The sequence below is a fragment of the Enterobacter sp. SLBN-59 genome, from assembly GCF_024807915.1.
Lineage (GTDB): Bacteria > Pseudomonadota > Gammaproteobacteria > Enterobacterales > Enterobacteriaceae > Enterobacter > Enterobacter asburiae_B.
The window spans coordinates 3247007-3263357 of sequence record NZ_JANUFI010000001.1 but is presented as its reverse complement, the minus strand read 5'-3'; the positions used below and the strand labels follow the sequence as shown (position 1 = coordinate 3263357).

17 protein-coding genes are annotated in these 16351 nt (G+C 58.0%); 4 read left to right on the top strand and 13 right to left on the bottom strand.

Translation table 11 applies throughout. The features are described 5' to 3' along the window. Window positions 1–101 precede the first annotated feature (101 nt). Complete coding sequence (gene metR / locus M2422_RS15525) at window positions 102–1055, top strand: HTH-type transcriptional regulator MetR (protein ID WP_023309616.1); 954 nt, start codon at window positions 102–104, stop codon at window positions 1053–1055. On the opposite strand, the gene M2422_RS15520 is transcribed toward metR, so the two are convergent. The 3 genes from M2422_RS15520 to pldB all read right to left on the bottom strand — a co-directional run bounded on the left by M2422_RS15520 (window position 943) and on the right by pldB (window position 3749). Further along, entirely contained in the window at window positions 943–1842 is a 900-nt protein-coding gene (locus tag M2422_RS15520; RefSeq protein WP_064673083.1) for a carboxylate/amino acid/amine transporter, read from the bottom strand. The genes metR and M2422_RS15520 overlap by 113 nt on opposite strands. Window positions 1843–1924: 82 nt before the next feature. Continuing rightward, the gene (yigL, locus tag M2422_RS15515; RefSeq protein ID WP_029741831.1) at window positions 1925–2725 is read right to left on the bottom strand and encodes a sugar/pyridoxal phosphate phosphatase YigL; all 801 of its coding nucleotides are present in this window, start codon (window positions 2723–2725) and stop codon (window positions 1925–1927) included. Window positions 2726–2756: 31 nt separating this feature from the next. Next, window positions 2757–3749, bottom strand: a complete 993-nt coding sequence (gene pldB, locus M2422_RS15510; protein WP_033146896.1) for a lysophospholipase L2 — start codon at window positions 3747–3749, stop codon at window positions 2757–2759. 110 nt (window positions 3750–3859) lie between these two features. Between pldB and rhtB the strand changes: the two genes are divergently transcribed. Further along, entirely contained in the window at window positions 3860–4480 is a 621-nt protein-coding gene (rhtB, locus tag M2422_RS15505) for a homoserine/homoserine lactone efflux protein (RefSeq protein ID WP_008501533.1), read from the top strand. Here the strand turns inward: rhtB and rhtC are convergent. From rhtC to pldA, 3 genes are all read right to left on the bottom strand, one after another. After that, window positions 4477–5097: a threonine export protein RhtC gene (rhtC, locus tag M2422_RS15500; protein ID WP_025757538.1), complete on the bottom strand. Its 621-nt coding sequence runs from the start codon at window positions 5095–5097 to the stop codon at window positions 4477–4479. The two genes, rhtB and rhtC, sit on opposite strands and share 4 nt — an antisense overlap. 61 nt (window positions 5098–5158) lie before the next feature. Then, the gene (recQ, locus tag M2422_RS15495) at window positions 5159–6988 is read right to left on the bottom strand and encodes an ATP-dependent DNA helicase RecQ (RefSeq protein ID WP_064673084.1); all 1830 of its coding nucleotides are present in this window, start codon (window positions 6986–6988) and stop codon (window positions 5159–5161) included. 90 nt (window positions 6989–7078) lie between these two features. After that, the gene (pldA, locus tag M2422_RS15490; RefSeq protein ID WP_023333803.1) at window positions 7079–7948 is read right to left on the bottom strand and encodes a phospholipase A; all 870 of its coding nucleotides are present in this window, start codon (window positions 7946–7948) and stop codon (window positions 7079–7081) included. 163 nt (window positions 7949–8111) lie between these two features. Here pldA and yigI point away from each other — a divergent pair, with 163 nt between their 5' ends. Next, a complete protein-coding gene (gene yigI, locus M2422_RS15485) occupies window positions 8112–8579 on the top strand; it encodes an acyl-CoA thioesterase YigI (RefSeq protein WP_008501538.1) in 468 nt (155 codons plus the stop codon). A gap of 51 nt (window positions 8580–8630) precedes the next feature. After that, window positions 8631–9527: an EamA family transporter RarD gene (rarD, locus tag M2422_RS15480; protein WP_023309622.1), complete on the top strand. Its 897-nt coding sequence runs from the start codon at window positions 8631–8633 to the stop codon at window positions 9525–9527. A gap of 83 nt (window positions 9528–9610) precedes the next feature. Here rarD and corA read toward each other — a convergent pair whose 3' ends face one another. From corA to dapF, 7 genes are all read right to left on the bottom strand, one after another. Then, complete coding sequence (gene corA / locus M2422_RS15475; protein WP_008501540.1) at window positions 9611–10561, bottom strand: magnesium/cobalt transporter CorA; 951 nt, start codon at window positions 10559–10561, stop codon at window positions 9611–9613. 151 nt (window positions 10562–10712) lie between these two features. Further along, window positions 10713–10769 carry a YsgD/CorL family protein gene (gene ysgD / locus M2422_RS15470; RefSeq protein WP_212743980.1) on the bottom strand — a complete coding sequence of 19 codons (57 nt, stop codon included), beginning with the start codon at window positions 10767–10769 and terminating at the stop codon, window positions 10713–10715. A gap of 149 nt (window positions 10770–10918) precedes the next feature. Beyond that, window positions 10919–13081, bottom strand: coding sequence for a DNA helicase II (gene uvrD / locus M2422_RS15465; protein ID WP_033146899.1), 2163 nt, complete (start codon window positions 13079–13081; stop codon window positions 10919–10921). A gap of 107 nt (window positions 13082–13188) precedes the next feature. Continuing rightward, on the bottom strand, window positions 13189–13905 hold the full coding sequence (gene yigB / locus M2422_RS15460; protein WP_064673085.1) for a 5-amino-6-(5-phospho-D-ribitylamino)uracil phosphatase YigB: 717 nt from the start codon (window positions 13903–13905) through the stop codon (window positions 13189–13191). Next, window positions 13905–14807, bottom strand: coding sequence for a tyrosine recombinase XerC (gene xerC / locus M2422_RS15455; RefSeq protein WP_064673086.1), 903 nt, complete (start codon window positions 14805–14807; stop codon window positions 13905–13907). The genes yigB and xerC overlap by 1 nt, the downstream gene beginning before the upstream one ends. Next, entirely contained in the window at window positions 14804–15511 is a 708-nt protein-coding gene (locus M2422_RS15450) for a DUF484 domain-containing protein (RefSeq protein ID WP_023309626.1), read from the bottom strand. Before M2422_RS15450 ends, xerC begins: the two co-directional genes overlap by 4 nt. Next, window positions 15508–16332, bottom strand: coding sequence for a diaminopimelate epimerase (dapF, locus tag M2422_RS15445; protein WP_008501545.1), 825 nt, complete (start codon window positions 16330–16332; stop codon window positions 15508–15510). Before dapF ends, M2422_RS15450 begins: the two co-directional genes overlap by 4 nt. Window positions 16333–16351 lie beyond the last annotated feature (19 nt).

Here is a 16351-nt window from a genome sequence, read left to right as displayed (position 1 = left end):
GAAATTCGTTATTTAGACGTCCAGATGTTTACACTTCTATAATTGGCAGGTACTGTATATTCCTCAAGCGCAATATGTTCATGGCGAAGTGAAGGACTTTCATGATCGAGATTAAACACCTGAAAACGCTACAAGCGTTGCGGAACTGCGGTTCGCTCGCGGCGGCTGCGGCCACGCTGCACCAGACCCAGTCCGCCCTTTCTCACCAGTTCAGCGATCTGGAACAACGCCTCGGCTTCCGTCTTTTTGTGCGTAAGAGCCAGCCGCTACGCTTTACGCCGCAGGGTGAAATTCTTCTTCAGCTGGCGAATCAGGTACTGCCGCAAATCGCGAGCGCGCTGCAGGCGTGTAACGAACCGCAGCAGACCAAACTGCGCATCGCCATTGAGTGCCACAGCTGTATTCAGTGGCTGACCCCCGCGCTTGAGAACTTCCGCCAGAAGTGGCCGCAGGTGGAGATGGACTTCAAATCCGGCGTGACCTTTGACCCGCAGCCGTCGCTGCAGCAGGGCGAGCTGGATCTGGTCATGACCTCTGACATCCTGCCGCGCAGCGGCCTGCACTATTCGCCGATGTTTGATTATGAAGTGCGCCTGGTGCTGGCGCCGGACCACCCGCTGGCCGCCAAAACGCGCATCACGCCGGAAGACCTGGCGACAGAGACGCTGCTGATTTATCCGGTGCAGCGCAGCCGCCTGGATATCTGGCGACACTTCCTGCAGCCGGCAGGCATTAGCCCGCAGCTGAAAAGCGTGGATAACACCCTGCTGCTGATTCAGATGGTGGCGGCCAGAATGGGTATCGCGGCGCTGCCGCACTGGGTGGTGGAGAGTTTTGAACGCCAGGGTCTGGTGCAGACCAAAACCCTGGGTGAAGGATTGTGGAGCCGACTGTACGCCGCCGTGCGCGATGGCGAGCAGCGTCAGCCGATTACGGAGGCGTTTATTCGCTCAGCGCGGAACCACGCGTGCGACCATCTTCCGTTTGTGCGGAGCGCGGAGCGACCCATCGGCGATGGACCCACAGCGAAGCCAGGATCACCGCTCCCCCAATAAGGAAGCTCGGCCAGTGCGGCTGTTGCTGCCAGATGGCGAGGTTGACCAGCAGCCCTGCCGGAACATGCACGTTGTTCATGATCCCCAGCGTACCGGCGTCTACCTGCGTAGCGCCGTAGTTCCACATGAAGTACCCCAGCCCTGACGCCACTACGCCCAGCCAGACCAGAACGCCCCACTGCACGGCGGTGGTCGGCAGCTTTTGCGGATTACCGAGCATAAACCACGCCGCTACGGCGACAATCGCGGCGCCCATATAGAACCAGGCAAACGCGTTATGCTGCGGCATCGGACGGGTTTCCATCAGACGTTTGTAGCCCACCATGCCGATGGCGAAGCTGATGTTGGCGAGCTGGACGAACATCAGCCCGGTCCAGAAGTGATCGCTGACTTTGTCATAGCGAATAATCGCCGCGCCGATCACCGCCAGCGCCGCGCTCAGCAGGTATCCCCAGCGCAGGCGGCGCCTGCTGAGCAGGTCGTAAATCAGCGTGATATAGAGCGGCGTCAGCACGGTAAAGAGCAGGAATTCGGAGACGGACAGGTAGACGTAGGCCCGGAAGCTGAACAAATACATGATGCCGAGCTGCATCGCCCCCACCAGCATATACAGCACAATCGTTTTCAGCGATTGCCCGCGCTTGCGCAGAAACGGCAGGAAAACCAGCGCCGCCAGCCCCACGCGCATCAGCACCGAGAAGTAGCTGTCGACCGAACCGGCAAGGTATTCGCCAATCAGGCTAAAGGAGAAGGCCCACAGGATAGTGGTGATAATGAGTAGCGCCACAATGCTTGTCTCTCAGAAAGAAGGAGAGGCATTGTAGCGAACTCTTTAGTTGACAACTGAGCAATAAACAACCGAATGAAGATTATTCAAGGAACAGTTTGCGCAGATACTTCGGTACCGCGTTGTCAGCGTTAGAACCAATCACTTCCAGCTCAGGATGCAGATCCTTCAGACGCTGGTGCGCGTTCTGCATGATGCAGCCCTTGCCCGCCATCGAAAGCATCTCGGCGTCATTCATGCCGTCACCAAAGGCGATACAGTCTTTCAGCCCGAAGCCCAGACGTTTCGCAACCGCTTCCAGCGCGTGACCTTTAGAGACGCCACCCGCCATCACTTCCAGACAGGTCAGGGTTGAGAAGCTCACGTTGACGCGATCGCCCCAGCGGGCGTTGATCGCCTGTTCCAGCGGGAGCAGCTCTTCGTGGCTGTCACAGGTGAAGAACACCTTGCTGATCCCTTCCGGCTCCAGCAGGCCCGGTTCGTAGAGGGAGTAGTTGAATACCGCTTCCTTGAAGAAACGCATTTCATCCGGGCGGTGGCGGTTCATGAACCAGTCGTCGTCGCGGTAAACGTTAGTGACGATAGCCGGGTTGTTATGCACCACGCCGAACAGATCGGCGGCAATATCGCGATCCAGATTGTGGGTAAAGATCAGGTTGCCGTCGGTATCATGCACGCGCGCACCGTTGGAGGTGATCATGTACGATTTGATCTCAAGATTATCGCGGATCTGCCCCACGTCCACGTGGTGGCGGCCGGTGGCGAACACAAAGTTCACGCCACGGGCAGTCAGGAGTTTTAAGGTCTCTTTCGCATAAGGCGACAGGGTGTGGTCGGGGGAAAGCAGCGTGCCATCTAAATCAGATGCAACAACCTGGTACATAGGGATTTCAACCTCTGGTGGAAAACAAGAATCAATTATGCCTGTTGAAAAATTCAACAATGGCGTTAAGCGCGACTGAGCGCATAGCGTCCTTTTCAAAAAGGATCTCATGGAACGCGCCGTTAATGACCAGCGGTTTACCCCCTTCACAAGGGTGACCGGCTGCAGCGCGCAGTTCACAATAGCGGTCATGCATGCGGTTATCCACCACACGCTCTTCTTCCGCCTGGATCAGAAGCGTCGGCGTGTCATCATCGCCTACCCCCGCCAGCACCTGCTCACCGGCCAGAATCCCCTCCCGCACCCAGTGCCAGGTCGGGCCGCCGACGCGCAAGCGCGGTTCATCGGCATAAAAGCGCAGGTTGCGGCGATAACGCTGCCGGCTGTGGGTTAAGACGTTGATGGCGAACGGCAGCGCGCGCCAGCGTCCTGTGCCAATGGCGTAACCTTCACGAATGCGCTGATGGCCCTCAGCCCAGTCAAGAAGATGGCGCACCATCCAGTCAGGAAAACGGATGACGATACCGTACATCGGCGCGGTGAGCGCAATGGCGTCGCACTGGTGCGCGTAACGCTGCAAAAACAGCGTCGAAATGGCGCCGCCCATGGAGTGCGCAAGAATATACCGCTTGCGCCAGGGGCCAGGCTGAACGTCCTGCTGCCAGAACGCGGCAAAATCATCGACATAATCGCTGAAGCGATCGACGTGCCCACGGTGCGTATCCGGCAGCATACGTCCGGACAGCCCCTGTCCACGATGGTCGATGATCAGGACATCGAACCCCATATGGACCAGGTCATAGGCCAACTCGGCGTATTTAACGTAGCTTTCAATACGCCCAGGGCAGACCACTATCACCCGATCATTTTTTTCATTTCGGAAACGAACGAAACGCACCGGGACGCCCCCGATGCCCGTAAACTCATCTTCCTCACGCTGCCGCCAGAAATCGGTCAGCGGCCCCATAGAGAAAGCAGCAAAAGCGTTTTCTCGTGTTTCCCAGTCCTTTTTCTGCTGAAACATTGGGTTTCCACTCACGTAATCCAGGGAATATCGTTTTTTTCGTCACCGGTCACAAAATGACTCAATAATAGCGTATTGTGGCATAAAAATAGACGGTTCGGGAGTTTCAAATGACCTTCGAATGGTGGTTCGCCTACCTGCTGACATCCATTATCCTCAGCCTTTCTCCGGGTTCGGGTGCTATTAACACCATGACCACCTCCATCAACCACGGCTACCGCGGTGCGGCAGCGTCGATTGCCGGTTTGCAGACCGGGCTGGGCATTCATATTGTGCTGGTCGGGATCGGTCTGGGGACCCTGTTCTCCCGCTCCGTGCTGGCCTTTGAGGTGCTGAAATGGGCCGGGGCAGCGTATCTGATTTGGCTCGGCATCCAGCAGTGGCGCGCGGCAGGCTCCATCAACCTGAATACGCTCGCTCAGACGCAAAACCGCGGCCATCTGTTTAAGCGTGCGGTGTTCGTCAACCTGACCAACCCGAAGAGCATCGTTTTCCTCGCCGCGCTGTTCCCGCAGTTTATCGTTCCGCATCAGCCGCAGGTGATGCAGTACGTGGTGCTGGGCGCGACCACCATTATTGTCGATATCATCGTGATGATTGGTTACGCGACGCTGGCGCAGCGAATTGCGGCATGGATTAAAGGGCCTAAGCAGATGAAGGCCCTGAATAAAGTCTTTGGTTCGCTGTTTATGCTGGTTGGCGCGCTGCTTGCGTCAGCGCGTCACGCTTAGCGAGAAATGATGAGATGAATGCCGAAGCCGGCGAACAGCGCGCCGGCGAAGCCGTCAATCCACTTCGCGATACGCTGGTAGCCGCGGCGCATCGCCGGTAAGGCGAACAGGCTGGCCACGATGGTAAACCAGGCAAAGGTTTCAACGACGATCAGCAGGAAGATGCCCCAGCGTGCGCCCGCGCCGACGCTATCGCCGACAAACAGCGAGAACACCGAGCCGAAATAGATAATCGCTTTTGGGTTCGCCAGATTGGTCAGCAGCCCTTTTACAAAGCTGCGGCCGCCCGTAGCCAGCTCCACCTTCGGCTCTTGCGGTTTTTTCTCTTCTTTCTTCAGCGCCCCGCGCAGCATCTGATAGCCCATCCAGCACAGGTACAGCCCGCCGCCGACCATAATGATGTTATGCAGCCAGGCCATCTTCGCCAGGATAAGGTTCAGACCGAGCAGCGCAACGGCCGCCCAGACCATAACGCCCATGGTGATACCGAGCACGCCCATCATCGCCTCTTTGCGGGAGCGGCTGACGGCCGTTTGTGATACGAAGAAAAAGTCCGGGCCGGGGCTCATCAGCGCAACGATGTGCACTAACGCCACGGTGAGAAATAGCATTAACATAATTCGCTCGCGGGGAAATAATTTAGTGAGTCATCATCCTGGCACTTTTTCGCCCGGCTGACTACTCCTCATCATCACCGTCGGCGTGAGAGCGGATGAGCGCCATAAACTCTTTACCGAAGCGCTCCAGCTTGCGCGTTCCCACGCCGTTGACGCTGAGCATTTCGCTGGCGCTGAGCGGCATCTGCTCGGCCATCTCGATCAGCGTCGCGTCGTTGAACACCACGTAAGGCGGGATGTTTTCTTCGTCGGCGATGGCCTTACGCAGCTTGCGCAGTTTGGCGAACAGCTTGCGGTCGTAGTTGCCGCCGTAGGATTTCTGCATCACGCGTGGCTTCAGGGCGATGACGCGCGGCACGGCGAGCTTGAGTTCAACGTCACCGCGCAGGACCGGACGCGCCGCCTCAGTCAGCTGCAGGGCGGAGTGCTGGGCAATGTTCTGCGTGGCGAAGCCGAGGTGGATCAGCTGGCGAATGATACTCACCCAGTGTTCGTGGCTCTGCTCCTTGCCAATACCGTAGACCGGCAGCTTGTCGTGGCCCATTTCGCGGATACGCTGGTTATTGGCGCCGCGCAGCACCTCAACCACGTAGCCCATCCCGAAGCGTTGATTCACACGGTAAATGGTCGAGAGCGCTTTACGCGCGTCCATCAGGCCATCGTACTGTTTCGGCGGATCGAGGCAGATATCGCAGTTGCCGCACGGCTCCTGGCGGCCTTCACCAAAGTAGTTGAGCAGTACCAGACGGCGGCAGGTTTGCGCTTCGGCAAACGCGCCCATCGCGTTGAGCTTGTGGCGCTCGATATCCTGCAGCTGTCCCTGCGGCTTCTCTTCCAGACAGCGGCGCAGCCACGCCATATCGGCCGGATCGTAAAACAGCATCGCTTCCGCAGGCAGACCGTCACGCCCGGCGCGGCCGGTTTCCTGATAGTAGGATTCGATATTGCGCGGGATGTCGAAGTGCACCACAAAGCGCACGTTGGGCTTGTTGATCCCCATCCCAAACGCCACCGTTGCGACCACGATCTGCAGGTCATCGCGCTGGAATTTCTCCTGCACGTCGGCGCGGATGTGGTTCTCTAATCCGGCGTGATAGGCGGCGGCGCTAAAGCCGCGGTTTTGCAGACGCGCGGCGGTGTCTTCCACCTTCGCACGGCTGTTACAGTAGATGATGCCGGACTTGCCGCGCTGCTCCTGGACGTAGCGCAGGAGCTGATCCAGCGGCTTGAACTTTTCCATCAGCATATAGCGGATGTTGGGGCGGTCGAAGCTGCTGACCTGAATATAGGGGTCGTTCAGCCCGAGCAGACGAACGATGTCCAGACGGGTGGTGTCATCCGCCGTGGCGGTAAGCGCCATAAACGGCAGCTCGGGGAAGCGCTGACGCAGCTGGCCAAGAGCGGCGTATTCCGGGCGGAAATCGTGTCCCCACTGGGAAATACAGTGCGCTTCGTCCACCGCCAGCAGGACCGGGTTCCAGTGCGCCAGGTGGTCGAGGAAGTTATCCAGCATCAGGCGTTCCGGGGCGATATACAGCAGGCGGATCTGCCCGGTACGACAACCGGCCATCACCTCTTGCTGCTGCTCCCGGGTTTGGGTCGAGTTGAGACAGGCCGCCGCCACGCCGTTGGCGAGCAGCTGGTCAACCTGGTCTTTCATCAGAGAAATAAGGGGCGATACCACGACCGTCAGGCCGTTAAGCACCAGCGCGGGCACCTGATAACAAAGGGACTTGCCGCCACCGGTCGGCATCACCACCAGGCAATCACGACCTTCCAGCACCGTTTCAATGATGGTTTCCTGGCCGGGGCGGAACTGCTGGTAGCCAAAGGTTTCATGCAAAACCTGTTTAGCCAGCGACTCCTGATTCAATACTTCCGCCTGCGCCACGTTAACCCCATATGCCAGAAATGAAACAGGCGCTATTTTCAGCGCCTGAGAGAGAAACTTCAACGTTTAACGCAAAAACATTCGAACAGCCTAGAGAATATCGTTCAGCATCACGCCCACGCCGACGCGGGTCTGGTTGAAGTTGTAATCGATAAGCGACTCGCCGTAACCGCTGTACACCTGAGTATAGATGCGGACATGCTTCGTCATTGGATAGCTTAAGCCCACTTCCGCACCGCCGTAGCCGGTGTTCCAGTTGTACTGGCCTTTGGCGCTGAGCACAGCATCACCCAACTGATAGCCGACTTTAAGCTGGTAGTAGCCCATATATTTGGTGATATCCGGGTTGTCATCGGTTTCGCCCACCACATACCACGGCTTCACTTCCACCATCCAGTTACCGTTCTGCGCCATCAGACGCGTATAGGCACGGTTCCAGCTGCGGGATGTCGGGTCAGAGCGACCGTTGGAATCGTGGTTAAAGCCCACTTCGACGTCACGCAGCGTCCAGCCCGCAAACTCATAATCCGTTGCAAAACCGAGGAACAGCTGCGGCTCATAGTTGGTTTCACGGAACGGCGAGGACTCTCCGCTGTTAGACAGCTGCCACCAGGATTTCTGCGTGTAAGACGCCCCGAGCACCGAGTTCGGCCCCAGAATACCGCGCCAGAACGGGAACGCCAGGCTGAGCTGGAACTTCACCTCATCTTTACGCGCATTATCAGACCAGTTATAGGAGCTTATCGCCTCTTTGTTGAGATCGCTGGTCTGGGTGTAAATCACATAGTTGGTGTCATACGGATAGAGCGTGAACGGATTGTCATGCTCCTGAAGAAGGTTCGCGATAATGCTACCGTGAACGGCAGGTTTATCATGCACCTCTTTGATCGTTGCTTCCTGCGCATATGCTGTGAGGGGCAGCGCAACCGCCGCCAGTAACCAGGCCAGATACGTCCGCATCGGTGGTGTTCTCCTGCAAAAGAGTAAAATTAGCTGAATAGTTATGTGGCGAACATTCTACAGACTTCTGCGACAACTGCTGCATCCTCGTTTCTGAAAGTGGAATTCCTTATTGCTGAGGCATAAAATCAACATTTCGTTAACAATAAGGATGTGATGCCTCATGTCAGCCATGCTTACCGCCGAAGAAGTGTTAAAACTCGTGGGCGAGATTTTTGTTTACCATATGCCGTTTAACCGCGCGCTGGGACTGGAGCTGGAGCGTTACGAGAAAGATTTTGCCCAGCTGAGCTTTAACAACCAGCCGATGATGGTGGGTAACTGGGCGCAAAGTATTTTGCACGGCGGCGTGATTGCCTCCGCGCTGGACGTGGCGGCAGGTCTGGTCTGCGTGGGCAGCACGCTGACCCGCCATGACACCATCAACGAAGACGAACTCCGCCAGCGTCTGGCGCGCATGGGCACCATTGATTTGCGCGTCGACTATCTTCGCCCGGGGCGCGGAAATCGCTTTACCTGTACCAGCAGCCTGCTGCGCGCGGGAAATAAAGTTGCCGTGGCGCGCGTTGAATTACACAACGAAGAGCAGGTATATATCGCCAGCGCAACCGCCACTTATATGGTGGGTTGAGGCGGCAAAATCGGGTAAAATTAATTCACTTTTTTGTAACGGATTTTCCCGATGGATGCTAAACAGACGCGGCAGGGCGTTTTACTCGCCCTTGCCGCTTATTTTATTTGGGGTATCGCCCCGGCGTATTTCAAGCTTATCGCCTACGTTCCGGCCGATGAGATCCTGACTCACCGTGTTATCTGGTCATTCTTCTTTATGATTGCACTGATGAGCCTCAGCCGTCAGTGGTCGGGCGTCAAAACGCTGCTGCAAACCCCGAAAAAGATTTTCCTGCTGGCGCTCTCCGCGGTGCTGATTGGCGGCAACTGGCTGCTGTTTATCTGGGCGGTGAATAACCATCACATGCTCGAAGCGAGCCTGGGGTACTTCATTAACCCGCTGGTGAATATCGTGCTGGGGATGATTTTCCTCGGTGAGCGCTTCCGCCGGATGCAGTGGGTGGCGGTGATTCTGGCCTTCTGCGGCGTACTGGTGCAGCTCTGGACCTTCGGCTCGCTGCCGATTATTGCCCTCGGCCTGGCGTTCAGCTTTGCGTTCTACGGCCTGGTGCGTAAGAAGATTGCGGTGGAAGCGCAGACGGGGATGCTGTTTGAAACCCTGTGGCTGCTGCCCGTGGCGGCGATTTATCTCTTCGGCATCGCCGACAGCGCCACCAGCCATATGGGCAGCAACCCGTGGTCGCTGAACCTGATGCTGATGGCGGCGGGCGTGGTGACCACCATTCCACTGCTGTGCTTCACCGGTGCCGCGACGCGCCTGCGTCTCTCCACGCTGGGCTTCTTCCAGTACATTGGCCCGACGCTGATGTTCCTGCTGGCGGTGGTGTTCTACGGTGAGGTGCCGGGGGCGGATAAGATGGTGACGTTCGCCTTTATCTGGGTGGCGCTGGCAATCTTTGTTGCGGATGCGATTTATACCCAGCGCAGGGTGCGCAAAGGGTTGTGATGTTGCCCTCACCCTAACCCTCTCCCACTGGGAGAGGGAATTCGATCGTAGGGCGGGTAAGCGCAGCGCCACCCGCCAGATTTTTACAGCCAGTTCCTGCGTTTGAAATAGAGATACGGCGCCAGCCCCGCGAGGATCATGAAGATAATCGCCCCCGGGTAGCCAAAACTCCACTTCAGCTCCGGCATAAACTCAAAGTTCATCCCGTAGCTGGACGCCACCAGCGTCGGCGGCAGGAACACCACGGACACCACCGAGAAGATCTTGATGATGCGGTTCTGCTCGATGTTGATAAAGCCCATCGCCGCCTGCATCAGGAAGTTCACCTTCTGAAACAGGGATTCGTTGTGCGGCAGCAGGGATTCGATATCTCGTAAAATCTCCCGCGCCTGCTCCAGCTGACCGCCCGGCAGACGTGCCTTGCGCACCAGGAAGTTCAGCGCGCGCTGTGTATCCATCAGACACAAGCGCACCTTCCAGCCGATATCTTCCAGCTCCGCCAGCGTGGAGAGCGCTTCGTCGTATTCATCGCCCTGATGGCCTTCCATGATCACGCGGCTCAGCTTTTCCAGATCGCTGTAGATGTTTTCAATTTCGTCCGCCAGCTGTTCAATTTTGGTCTCGAACAGATCGAGCAGCAGCTCGTAAGCGTTACCGTCCACCATTGCCTGGCTGCGGGCGCGCATGCGGTAGAGGCGGAATGCCGGCAGCTCGCGCTCGCGCAGGGTAAACAGACGGCCGTCGCGAATGGTAAACGCCACGGTGGAGTTACCCGCGTGGTCTTCCGCATCTTCAAAGAAGAAGAAGGAGTGAATATGCAGACCGTCTTCGTCTTCAAAAAAACGCGCGGATGCTTCGATGTCTTCCAGTTCCGGGCGGGTTGCCAGGCTTTGCCCCAGTTCAGATTGTACGCGAAGGCGTTCATCGTCGTCCGGCTCGACCAGATCCACCCATACGGCATCAATGAGGGGCTGTGACTCTTCGGCTTCAAGCCGAGTCAGTCGGTTATTTTCGAGTTGAAATGCGCTCAACATGACCGGGACTCCCAATGCAAAAAATATCGGACAGTTCGGTGGGCACACAGAAACAAATTGGGTTTCAGACCATTAAACAGCCTGACTCAGCGCGACGGGAATAATGCAGGTCGCTGACAACCACTAAGGCCATCAGCAAGAGGAGATAGCCTTAGGAGTTGTTCCTGGATGACAGGGAATTGAGCCAGTATCTACTGGGTGTGTCCAAGGCGAATGTCCTCTTAGCGTAATCGTGCGCGCATGTTACGCCAGCTATAACTATGGCGTCAACACGCAACGGAACGCTGAAGGGCATTAATTGACCTTCGCTGTATAAGGCTAGCAGATTATTACAAAATAATGATATTTTTCTGAATGTTAGACTGTTTCCAGCTTCGCATAGGCCGCCACCAGCCATTTGATCCCCTGCCCCTGGAACGCCACCTGCAGACGGCTGTGCTCGCCGCTGCCTTCCAGATTCACAATGGTGCCTTCGCCAAACTTCGAATGGCGCACGCGCTGGCCTAGCTTGTAGCCGGTGTCGGTTTCCGCAATCGGCGAGCCCATGCGCTGATGGCTGACCGGACGGCTGATGCTCGCCCGCAGACGCACCTCTTCCACGCACTCTTCCGGCAGTTCGCCTATAAAGCGCGATGGACGGTGATAAACCTCTTTGCCGTACAGACGGCGGGTTTCGGCGTAGGTTAGCGTCAGCTTTTGCATTGCGCGCGTCACGCCCACGTAGGCCAGACGACGCTCCTCTTCCAGACGTCCGCCTTCATCCAGCGACATCTGGCTCGGGAACATCCCCTCTTCCATCCCGACAATAAACACCTGCGGGAACTCCAGGCCTTTGGCGGAGTGCAGTGTCATCAGCTGAACCGCATCCTGCCAGGTGTCCGCCTGCCCTTCACCCGCTTCCAGCGCGGCGTGGGAGAGGAACGCCTGCAGCGGCATCAGATCTTCGTCTTCTTCGTTGTAGCTGAACTGGCGCGTTGCCGTGACCAGTTCCTCTAAGTTCTCAATACGGGTCTGGCCCTTCTCGCCTTTCTCCTGCTCGTACATGGTTCGCAGGCCGGAGTCTTTAATCACCCGGTCGGTCTGCACGTGCAGCGGCATGTCGGCGGTTTCCTGCGCCAGAGCGTCAATCAGCTCAAGGAAGCGCTGTAATGCGCTGGCGGCACGTCCGGCGAGCGCTTTTTCCTGCAGCAGCTCGCGGCACGCCTGCCACAGCGTCAGCTGGCGATCGCGCGAGGCCTGACGCACGACGTCCAGCGTGCGGTCGCCAATCCCGCGGGTCGGCGTATTGACCACGCGTTCAAACGCCGCGTCGTCGTTACGGTTCGCAATGAGGCGCAGATACGACAGCGCATCTTTGATTTCCTGACGTTCGAAGAATCGCATGCCGCCATAAATGCGGTACGGCATGCTCACCTGCAGCAGCGCCTCTTCCAGCACGCGCGACTGGGCGTTGCTGCGGTAGAGAATGGCGCACTGCTCCAGCGCGCCGCCGTTGTCCTGCCAGGTTTTGATGCGGTTCACCACGAAGCGGGCTTCGTCGAGCTCGTTGAAGGCGCAGTAAATCGAAATCGGTTCACCGTCGACGCCGTCGGTCCACAGCTTTTTACCCAGACGCCCGTTGTTGTTTTCAATCAGGGCGTTGGCCGCGCTCAGGATGTTGCTGGTTGAACGGTAGTTCTGCTCCAGACGAATGGTTTCCGCGCCGGGGAAATCGTTGAGGAAGCGCTGGATATTTTCTACCTGCGCCCCGCGCCAGCCGTAGATCGACTGGTCGTCATCGCCCACGATCATCACCTTGCCGGTATCACCGGCCAGCAGGCGGATCCACGCGTACTGGATGTTGTTGGTATCCTGGAATTCGTCCACCAGGATATTGGTGAAGCGTTCGCGGTAGTGCTGCAGGATGTGCGGTTTGTTGAGCCACAGCTCGTGGGCGCGCAGCAGCAGCTCGGCGAAATCCACCAGGCCGGCGCGATCGCACGCTTCCTGGTAGGCCTTGTAAACGTTCTGCCAGGTCTGCTCGACCGGGTTGCCGAAGCTCTGAATGTGGTGCGGGCGCAGCCCTTCGTCCTTCTGGCCGTTGATGTACCACATCGCCTGACGCGGCGGCCACTGCTTCTCGTCGAGGTTCATCGCCTTGATCAGGCGCTTCAGCAAGCGGAGCTGGTCTTCGCTGTCGAGGATCTGGAAATCCTGCGGCAGGTTGGCGTCCATATGGTGCGCGCGCAGCAGGCGGTGCGCCAGGCCGTGGAAGGTGCCAACCCACATGCCGCCCTGGCTGGTGCCCATCAGCTGGGCGATACGGTGGCGCATCTCTGCTGCCGCCTTGTTGGTGAACGTCACCGCCATGATGGAGTACGGGGAGCAGTTCTCCACGCTCTGCAGCCAGGCGATACGGTGAACCAGCACGCGCGTCTTACCACTGCCCGCCCCAGCCAGCACCAGCATGTTGGTGCGCGAGGCGGCAACCGCATCACGCTGTTTGTCATTAAGGCTGTCGAGCAGGTAAGAAACGTCCATTGGCACCGTCACATAGTATTCAGGAACACAGCGAAGCGCCCGGTGGCGCTTCGCTTACCGGGCCTACAACTGCAAACCCCTGGTAATTTATACAATATTACTGGTGATTATATCAGCGTCGTGAGGGATGCCAACCGTGAAATTTCCACGTGCGGCAGAAGACGGCTGTCGGTTGCGGTCATCAGCTCCGCATTTTCCGGCTTGATCCAGCAGGCCTGCATCCCGCAGCGAATAGCACCGGCCACGTCCGTGGTCAGGTCATCCCCCACGTGCAGAATGTTACCCAGCGGCAGGTTAAGCTTATCCGCCGCCAGATGGTACATATCATTAAACGGCTTCGCTCGCCCTTGCGGGCCCGCGCGCAGCACAAATTCAAAGTAATCGCTGAGGCCAAACAGCTCGGGCTGGGCATTGCCGTTGGTGATGGCCACCAGCGGCCACTTTTCGGCAAGCTTCGCCAGCGTGTCGTGAGTCTCCTGCGGCACGTCGATACGGCTGCGCCATTTGGCAAAGTTTTCCATGGCCGCTTCGGCACCGATGGCCGCGTCCTGCGCGCTCAGGCCAGCATTGAGCATCGCCTGCTCGACCGCACGACGACGCCATTCGGTCACGTCGTGGTAAATGTCCGGCTCGGTTTCCCGCAGGGACTGACGAAGCTTCTGAAAGTCCTTGTTCTGTATCGCTTTCAGCGCGGGATGGTAGTTCTGCACAAACGCCAGCGACTCCTGCTCGGTACGCAGGATCACCTCGCGGTTGTCGTAAAGGGTGTCATCAAGGTCAAACGTCAGGGCTGAGATCTGACCAAGTGGGCGGTAAAAACGCATTATTTCCCCCGTTTGGCGCGTGGATGCGCCGCGTCATACACCGAGGCAAGGTGTTGGAAGTCTAAGTGGGTATAAATTTGTGTGGTCGACAGATTCGCGTGGCCAAGCAGTTCCTGCACGCCGCGCAGATCGCCGCTCGACTCAAGCATGTGTGTCGCAAAGGAGTGGCGCAGCTTGTGCGGGTGAACGTGGCTGTTCAGCCCCTGCTTAATGCCCCACTCCGCAAAGCGCTTCTGGACGTTACGCGCCGAGATCCGTTTGCCGAGCTTCGACAGGAACAGCGCATCCTCTTCGCTGCCAAACAGCCCGCGCAGGTCAAGCCAGTGCTCAATCCAGGAAACCGCATTGCGGCCAATCGGCAGGCGGCGCTCTTTGCTGCCCTTACCCATTACCCACACTTCACCGGACTCCAGATCGAGGTGTTTGATATCAAGATTAACCAGCTCGGACAGACGCAGCCCGGCACCGTACATCACCTCCAGCATCGCGCGGTCGCGCACGGCGAGCGGATCGTTAAGGTCGATATCCAGCAGGCGGTTTACGTCGTCGACGTCGATATTTTTAGGCAGATGGCGCGGCGCTTTCGGCGTGGCGATCCCCTTTGCCGGGTTGGCTTTTAAGCCCCCCTGGCTGACCAGCCAGTCGAAGAAACTGCGAAGCGCTGAGAGCCTGAGCGCCAGGCTCGCCGGGCTGAGATTTTTTTTACGGCTACGCACGACGAACCCGCGTACCGTCGCAGCGTCACATTGTTGCCAGCTTTTCAGGCCGATGTCGTCGGCAATCTGCATGATGGCATCAAGCTGACGCTGGTAGTTGAGCAGGGTAATGGGGCTAAGCTGACGCTCCACGCCCAGATAGCGCAGAAAGCGCGAGACGTCAGTGGCGAGCAGTCCGTCCATCATACGCGCTCAATCCAGCGCTCCAGCAGCTCGGGCAGCATCAGGGCGATCTCCTGCAGCAGGTGCGTGGCTTGCCCCTGCTCATAGTGATGCGCATCGCGGCTGGTAAATAACATGACTCCCAGATCGCCATCGCGCCCCATCAGCGACATCGCCACCGAGCCAATCGCTTTGGCTTCCGGTAACACCACCAGCAGCTCAGGCCCGTTCAGCGGCCCCAGATAGTGGTGCTCATGGCCCAGACGCTGAATGCGCAGCGGTTCAAACGCCTGACGGCTGAGCGCCAGATGGGTGAACCCCGACGGTGCGCCAATGCGCCAGCGGTCAGGGAAAAGACGAATCGTCGCGCCCGCCAGCCCCAGCTCGCGAGCCCAGCGGTGGAAGCGGCTGAGGAACTCGTCAAGACTGTGCGCCGACGCCAGACGCGCCTGCAGATGCAGCAGACGATAGAACAGGCTTTCGTTGGTGCTGGCCTGCTCCATCAGCAGCGTCATGTTCTCTTCTAGCTGATTGATGTGGTTGCGCGAGCGCGCCATGTGCCATTCGACCAGCGACACGGTCCCGCGAACCGGATGCGGCACGCGCATCTCTTCGACGACGCGTGCATTACGAATAAAAAACTCAGGATTGCGCAGCAGATAATCAACAACAGCTCTGTCGTCCAGTTCCGTCACTGTTTCCTGCAGTTCTTCCCCTGGTTGTTTCATAGATGGATAAACCCGTCATAGACATGTGCCGCCGGGCCAGTCATATACAGTGGATGACCCGGTCCTTTCCAGGCGATATCAAGCCGACCGCCCGGTAACTCCACGCGAACCTCTTCTGCCAGTAACCCCTGAGAGATGCCCACGGCCACCGCAGCACAGGCACCGCTTCCGCAGGCCTGCGTCTCGCCCGCGCCGCGCTCGTAAACCCGCAGGCGAATGTGCTCGCGCTTCACCACCTGCATAAAGCCGATGTTCGCGCGCTCCGGGAAACGTTCGTGGCTTTCCAGCACCGGGCCGAGCGTTTCGACCGCGGCGGTTTCCACATCATCAACCTGAATCACGCAGTGAGGGTTACCCATTGAGACGACGCCGCACAATACTGTCTGCTCGGCCGCACGCATAATATAGGTCTTTTCCGCTTTGTTTGCGCGAAACGGCACGACGGAGGGCTCGAAGTTAGGCTCGCCCATGTTCACGCGCACCAGCTCATCATCGGTGACGCTGAGCACCATGCGGCCATTGGCCGTGCTGACGCGAATATCACGCTTGTTGGTCAGCCCTTTCAGGCGGACAAAGCGGGCAAAACAGCGCGCGCCGTTGCCGCACTGGTTAACTTCGCTGCCGTCCGCGTTAAAAATACGGTAGTGGAAATCGAGGTCGGGATCGTACGGTGGCTCGACCACCAGCAGCTGATCGAACCCCACGCCCAGATGCCGATCCGCCAGGCGACGGATCAGTTCCGGGGAGAAAAACACATTCTGCGTTACCGCGTCGACGACCATAAAATCGTTGCCAAGGCCATGCATTTTAGAGAACTGCATCATTTGCTCCATTGCGCGG